At 50.3% G+C, this 6,703-nt stretch carries 3 protein-coding genes; all 3 read left to right on the top strand.

Annotated elements, in window-relative coordinates; genetic code table 11:
- On the top strand, nt 1–834 hold an 834-nt coding region (locus Q0991_RS18970), incomplete at its 5' end, for a MupA/Atu3671 family FMN-dependent luciferase-like monooxygenase (protein ID WP_299491404.1).
- Nucleotides 835–909: 75 nt separating this feature from the next.
- Complete coding sequence (locus Q0991_RS18965; RefSeq protein ID WP_299491402.1) at nt 910–5,607, top strand: non-ribosomal peptide synthetase; 4,698 nt, start codon at nt 910–912, stop codon at nt 5,605–5,607.
- Nucleotides 5,608–5,609: 2 nt separating this feature from the next.
- A partial coding sequence (locus tag Q0991_RS18960; RefSeq protein ID WP_299491399.1) for a condensation domain-containing protein occupies nt 5,610–6,703 on the top strand: 1,094 nt, incomplete at its 3' end.

The following is a 6,703-nucleotide window of genomic DNA, read 5'->3' as shown; positions in this document are numbered from 1 at the left end:
CTACCCCTACATCATCCAGTCCGGGTGGCTGAGGATTGGGCCGTAGTCGATCAACTGTCTGGAGGACGGGTGGCGATCGCCTTTGCTTCGGGCTGGACGATGGACGAATTTATTTTATCTCGAGACCCCCATGGGAGTCGCAAAACCGTCATGTGGCAAGGCATAAGAGCCGTCCAAAAGCTTTGGCAAGGAGAATCGGTAGCATTTGCCGATGCCACTGGACGCCAAGTAGACGCTAAAACGTTGCCCAAACCCAAACAACCCCAATTACCCATTTGGGTGACTTGCCAATCAATGGAAACCTTTATTGAGGCCGGACGTTTAGGGGCTAATGTTTTAACGTCCTTGCTGGGTGAAACCCTTGACCAGGTGGCCCCTAAAATTCAGCGTTATAGGGAATCGCTAACGAAACATGGTCACGACGCTCAAACTAGAACCGTTTCGATGATGATACACACATTTTTAGGTGCAGATAGCGAGCAGGTTAAAGAAGACATTCGCCAACCTTTTTGTGATTATTTAAAAACCCACTATGGACTACTTGAGAATTTAGCCAAAGGCATGGGTTTAAATGTAAGTTTATCTGACTTTTCTGAAGATGATCTTGATAGTTTGTTATTATTTGGCGTAGAAGGTTTCATGAAGGGTCGTTCATTAATTGGGACACCGGAAAGCTGTCAACCTTTTATTCAAAAATTACACCAAGCAGGCGTCAATGAAATTGCTTGTTTAATCGATTTTGTTCAAGATTTTGATGCTGTAATGAGCGCCTTGCCCTACCTCAATCAGCTCAGGAAGTTAACGACTGAGCCCCAATCTATGGTCACAGCGTAAGACAACTTCAGTAACAGCCATTTTAAGGGAATCCCTTGGTCGATAAATGGCAAAACCAATCATGGAATAAGCACTATGGCCGCTAACCCCTCAACCCTCCGATCACGAATTGCATCCCTTTCCTCTGAAAAGCAGCAGCTTTTGCGTCAGCAACTTGCTGACAAAGGAATTGAGTGGGATGAGGTTGTGGGTAAGGACATTCAAGTCGCACCTCGCCCAGAGCAACTGCCACTGTCGTCGTCTCAACAGCATCTCTGGGTCGTACATCAGCTCTACCCTGAAACCTGTGCTTACCATATTGCCATTACACTTCAGCTCAACGGTAATTTGAATATAGATGCGTTGACTCAAAGCCTACAAGCCATCATCTGCCGCCATGAGTCCCTCAGAACGGTGTTCAAACAGCGAGATAGCAAGCCTTTTCAAGCGGTTCTACCGGAACTGTTACTGGAAGTCCCTGTTGTCGATCTAAGATCAACGTCCAATATTTCTACTGAAGTTAGAACTTGGCAGCAGCATCTCGCTCATCAACCCTTTAATTTAGCGACTGGACCGCTAATTCGCGCCCATCTGTTTCAGATCCAGGACAAACAATTTAAGCTGATTTTGATCCTCCATCACTTGATTGCCGATGGTTGGTCCCGTGGCGTGCTGCTCCAAGAATTAGCCACTCATTATCGTGCTTTTGCTGTTGGTGAGTCAGTTGATTTGCCCGCACTGCCATTGCAATATGCTGATTTTGTTTTGCAACAACGGCAACAATCACAGCAACCTGACTACCAAGTTCATCTTGACCACTGGAAGCAGCAACTTACCCATTTAACTCCCCTAAGTTTGCCCGGTACTCCTTCTGGGTCTACTCTTGGCAATAACTCTCCTGCCATTGATTTTTCCAGCCGCACACTCACCTGCACTTTTTCAACTGACCAAACTCAAGCGATTAAGCGTTTTGGACAACGGTCAGGAGCCACTTTGTTTATGGTCTTACTGGCCGTTTTTAAGTTGCTACTCCATCGCTACAGTGGTCAACGAGATATTGCGGTTGGCGTTCCCGTTGCGGGACGGAGTCGTGCCGACGTAGAGCAACTAATTGGCTTTTTTGTCAATACCTTGGTCCTTCGAACCCAACTGACGGGCTATCCCACTTTTATGGACTGGCTGCAGCAGATACGAACCACAGTGGCTGATGCCCTGCAACATCAGGATGTTCCTTTCGCTGAGGTATTGGATATTTTGGGGGTTGAGCGGGTACCCGGTCAGAATCCTCTTTTTCAGGTGATGTTCCAAGTTCAAAGCGGCTACCAGCTCCAGAATGCTGAGCAGTTGGCCTTGGATATGCCTGGTTTATCGCTAATTCAGAGTTGGGTAGAGCTAAATCAAACCAAGTTTGATATGAGCTGGCACGTAATCGAGCGCGACGATTCGCTGCTGATTGGGGTTGAATATCGAACTGCCTTGTTCGAGAGCGATTTCGTCCAACACATGCTCAAACATTTTCAGAAACTTACAGAATCCGTACTGACCCATCCAGAGGCTTCCATTGCCCAACTACCGATTCTCCCTTGGCCTGAACGTCAGCAGCTTAAGGAATGGGGCCAAGGAAAAGTTACAGCACCGATTCAATGTTTTCCGCAGCGGTTTGAGCAACAGGTTGAACAAACACCAGATGCGATAGCCCTGCGCACGCCTGATCAAACCTTGACGTATCAGGCATTGAACCAGCGAGCAAATCAACTGGCCCACTGGCTTCAGTCTGAGGGGATTGGGCCTGATCATCTGGTGGGGGTTTGTTTAGACCCTGGCATTGACTTAATCGTGGCGTTGCTGGCCACACTGAAAGCAGGCGGTGCCTATGTGCCCTTAGATCCCATGCTGCCCTCGGCTCGGCTGCAATATATGGTGGATGACGCAGCGCCAGATGTGTTGATTGTGCCTAGCGATGAATTCAACCTGTTAAGGTCTGAGTCTCATCCAGTCACCTTGCTCAGCTTGTCGCAGGATCGAACGATACTTGCGACACAATCTCAGAACAATTTACCGACTCAAATTGTCCCAACTAATCTGGCCTACGTAATCTACACCCCAGGCTCCACTGGTAAGCCCAAGGGAACTTTGATCGAGCACAGAGGGTTGATCAACTATCTCGACTGGTGCTTGGCATCCTATCCATTGACTCAAGGGAAGGGGGTGCCGGTTCAATCCTCAATCGGATTTGATGCTACGATTACCAGCCTGTTTGCCCCGTTACTATCCGGTCAGTCCTTAATTTTGGGCTTAGGAGCCTCAGACATTGAGTCCATTCAGACCGCGTTGATGGCAGGTGTCAGCCTAATAAAGCTTACCCCCGCTCATCTAAGTGCCCTGCAGCCACTCTTGAAGGTACAGGGGCTAGCCGCAGATCTTTTACCTAAGGCCTTAATCATTGGGGGCGAAGCCCTACAGGCTCACCATGTTGCAGTTTGGCGATCTCAATATCCGGACGTCGCTTTAGTCAACGAATATGGTCCCACGGAAGCAGTGGTTGGCTGCTGTGTGCATTGGGTTAGCCCGACCGATCAGGATCGGATACCCATTGGCCACCCGATTCACGGCGCTCAGCTCTACGTTTTGGATGAATATTTCGACTCAGTGCCGATTGGTGTTCCAGGCGAGCTATATATCGGAGGGGCTGGCGTTGCCCGAGGCTACCTAAATAGGCCTGAATTGACAGCGGAACGGTTTATTCCAAATCCCTTTGCTACTGTAGAGAACCCAGTACTCACCCTTTATCGAACTGGCGATCAGGTATGCTACCGCCCTGATGGAGTCCTCGACTATCTCGGGCGTATTGATGAGCAAGTTAAGTTACACGGGTTCCGAATCGAGCCGGGTGAGATTGAGGCGTTGCTCTGTGAACATCCCCAGGTCGAGCAGGCCATAGTTTTACTATCGAAAGTCAGCCAACGTCCAACATTAGTTGCTTACGTCGTTGCTCCAAATGCCGTCGATACCCAGCTCTCAGCAGAACTGCGCCTGCAATTGCACCAGGCTTTACCGGCGTATATGGTACCTACGCACTTTATTCGCCTAGACCTATTACCGCTTACCGCCAATGGAAAAGTGGATCGCCACGCTTTACCAACTCCGAAAGTGGTAATGGGTGTGCAGGATCAGGTGCTTCCACAAACTGAGAAAGAATCTATCCTTTCAACCATTTGGCAACAGATTTTAGGTCGTGATGATCTGAGCATCCACGACAACTTTTTTGACCTGGGAGGCGATTCGATCACCGCAATGCAAATTGTGGCCAAAGCCCATCAGCAAGGCTTACATCTGACCCCAGCCCAACTCTTCCACCATCAGACCATTGCCTCACAAGCCGTTGTAGCGGAACAGCAGATGGCGGTTGATGATGCTGTGCTTGAGGGCGATGCGCCCCTCAGTCCGATCCAGTGGGACTTTTTTAAACAGCAATATGCAAACCCTCATCACTACAATCAATCCCTGATGGTTGTGGTAGATCCAGAGGTGAATATTGATCACCTAGAGGCCGCACTCCAGCATCTTGCCCACCACCACGATGCGTTGCGTCTGAGGTTTAAACCCACTGAATCAGGATGGCATCAAGCATATTCTGCCCCTGAAGTCGTTCCCTTTGAGGTTGTCGATCTAATCTTAGAGGCGCATGCTGGTTCGGATCCGGTTGCGACACTGCAGAGTAGCCTGGACGTAACCAATGGTCCTCTCTTTCGGGGCGCACTCCTACGCTCGGTGGACAACTATCGTTTACTGCTGGTGGCTCACCATCTGGTGGTGGACGGTGTATCATGGCGCGTTATTTTGGCTGACTTGCTGACGCTCTATGGGCAGCTCTCTAGACAACAGGTCCCTTCCCTAGCGCCGAAAACAACTGCATTTGGTGACTGGACCCGCCATCTACAGGGGCTGCGGTTTGCAGATGAATATTCCTATTGGTCGGTAGTCTGTGAAACGGCTCCGACACTGCCTGTCGATTATAAGCAGGGCTCCAACACCATTGCCGATCACGAGGAAATAACGCTAATTTTGGAGGCTGACCAAACCCATCACCTCAAAACCTTAAAACTACCGATTCAGTCCATATTGCTGACAGCCTTGGGACAAACACTGACCCAATGGAGTCGCCATAGTTCGGTCACTGTGGATTTGGAGGGGCACGGTCGCCATGTTTTGGATGATGGTCTGGATCTATCCCGCACGGTGGGTTGGTTTACGGCCCTGTATCCGATTCAACTCTCGTTACCGCCGGGGTCTGGACTGGATCAGCTTAACTATGTGCAGACTCAGTTACAGCAAGTGCCCAATCAGGGCGTCGGATTTGGTGTGTTGCGTGCCAGTGAGTGGCTACCTTCTCCACCTGCATCCCCAGGGCCTCCTCTGAAATCACCAGCGGAAGTGAGCTTTAACTATCTGGGAGAACTGAAAGTACCTGAACCCGATGGCTTTATTTTAGGACTGGCTCCTGAAGCTGTGTCGGCGATGCGCAGTCCTGACAGCCACTGCCGCTATCGCCTAGAGATAATTGCTCTGATTCGAGGGGAGCAACTGCATGTGACTTGGCGTTACAGTCGGAAACTATATCGGCACAGCACCCTGACACAATTGTCACAACGCTACATTAACAACCTCAAGTCATTGATTGCTGATGGTCAGCAACCGAATCAAACTTCTCGCTCTGATTTTACTGCCGCTCGGGTCGATACACGGCAGCTCAATCAGCTCATGACCAAGCTGCAAGCTAAGGGGAGGCGGTAGCCATGGCTCAGGTTCTAGATATTTACGAACTGTCTCCCACCCAGCAGGGAATGCTTTTCCACACGCTCTTTGCGCCGGACACTGGGATTTATTTCGAGCAGCGCCATTGTTTGCTCCAGGGAACTCTTGACTGTGATGCCTTTATGCAGGCCTGGCAGCAGGTGGTCGATCGCTACGATGTTTTGCGAACAGACTTCCACTGGCAGGAGGCTGATCAGCCACTACAGGTGGTGTACGACACAGTGGCACTACCATGGATTGTCGAAGACTGGCAAGCCCTGACTCCAGCTCAACAGGCCGCGAAGCTGGAGGCATTGTTGGCTCAAGATCGGGCCCAAGGCTTCCAATTGGATCAGGCCCCATTGATGCGCTGTGCATTGCTACAGCTTTCACCGGATCTCTATCGCTTTATTTGGAGTTACCACCATCTGCTAATGGATGGCTGGTGCAATGGTGTTCTGGTTAAGGATGTACTGGCAATTTACCGCTCCATCCGGGAAGATTCGACCTTACAGCTGCTGCCACCGAAACTCTACAAAGACTATATTGTCTGGCTGCAACAGCAGGATCAGACCCAATCCGAAAACTACTGGCGTCAGATTCTCAGTGGATTTGAAGCGCCAACCCCGCTAGGAATTGATCGGGCTGCCCCCCTTCAAGGCCACTCATCATTTGGAGAACAGCAGTCTCAGTTGACGGCCGCATTGTCTGCAGATCTGCAGGCATTTGCCCAGCGATCGCGCCTCACGCTCAACACATTATTTCAAGGGGTGTGGGCAATCATTCTAAGCCGTTACAGCGGCCAATCAGATGTTCTGTTTGGCATTACAGTGTCGGGCCGCCCCCCCATTTTGGCTGGGATTGAGTCAATGGTGGGATTGTTTATCAATACGGTGCCGCTGCGATCTCACGTCCCGTCAGATGCCTCTCTACTCCAGTGGCTACAGGAGCTGCAGCAGGAACAGCGCGATCGAGAAGCCTATGGCTATAGTGCCCTTACCGACTTGCAATCTTGGAGTGATATTCCCAGTGGCTCACCTCTGTTTGAGAGCCTATTGGTGTTCGAAAACTATCCCGTTTCCATTGAGGCCGTAAC

This window comes from Acaryochloris sp. IP29b_bin.137, from assembly GCF_028285745.1.
Taxonomy (GTDB): Bacteria; Cyanobacteriota; Cyanobacteriia; order Thermosynechococcales; family Thermosynechococcaceae; genus Acaryochloris.
The sequence above is the reverse complement of the archived record's forward strand: the minus strand, read 5'-3'. Positions and strand labels throughout refer to the sequence as shown.

Excerpts from the sequence above, each read along its gene's own strand:
- Q0991_RS18965 (WP_299491402.1), top strand. The coding sequence starts at position 910 with ATGGCCGCTAACCCCTCAACCCTCCGATCACGAATTGCATCCCTTTCC.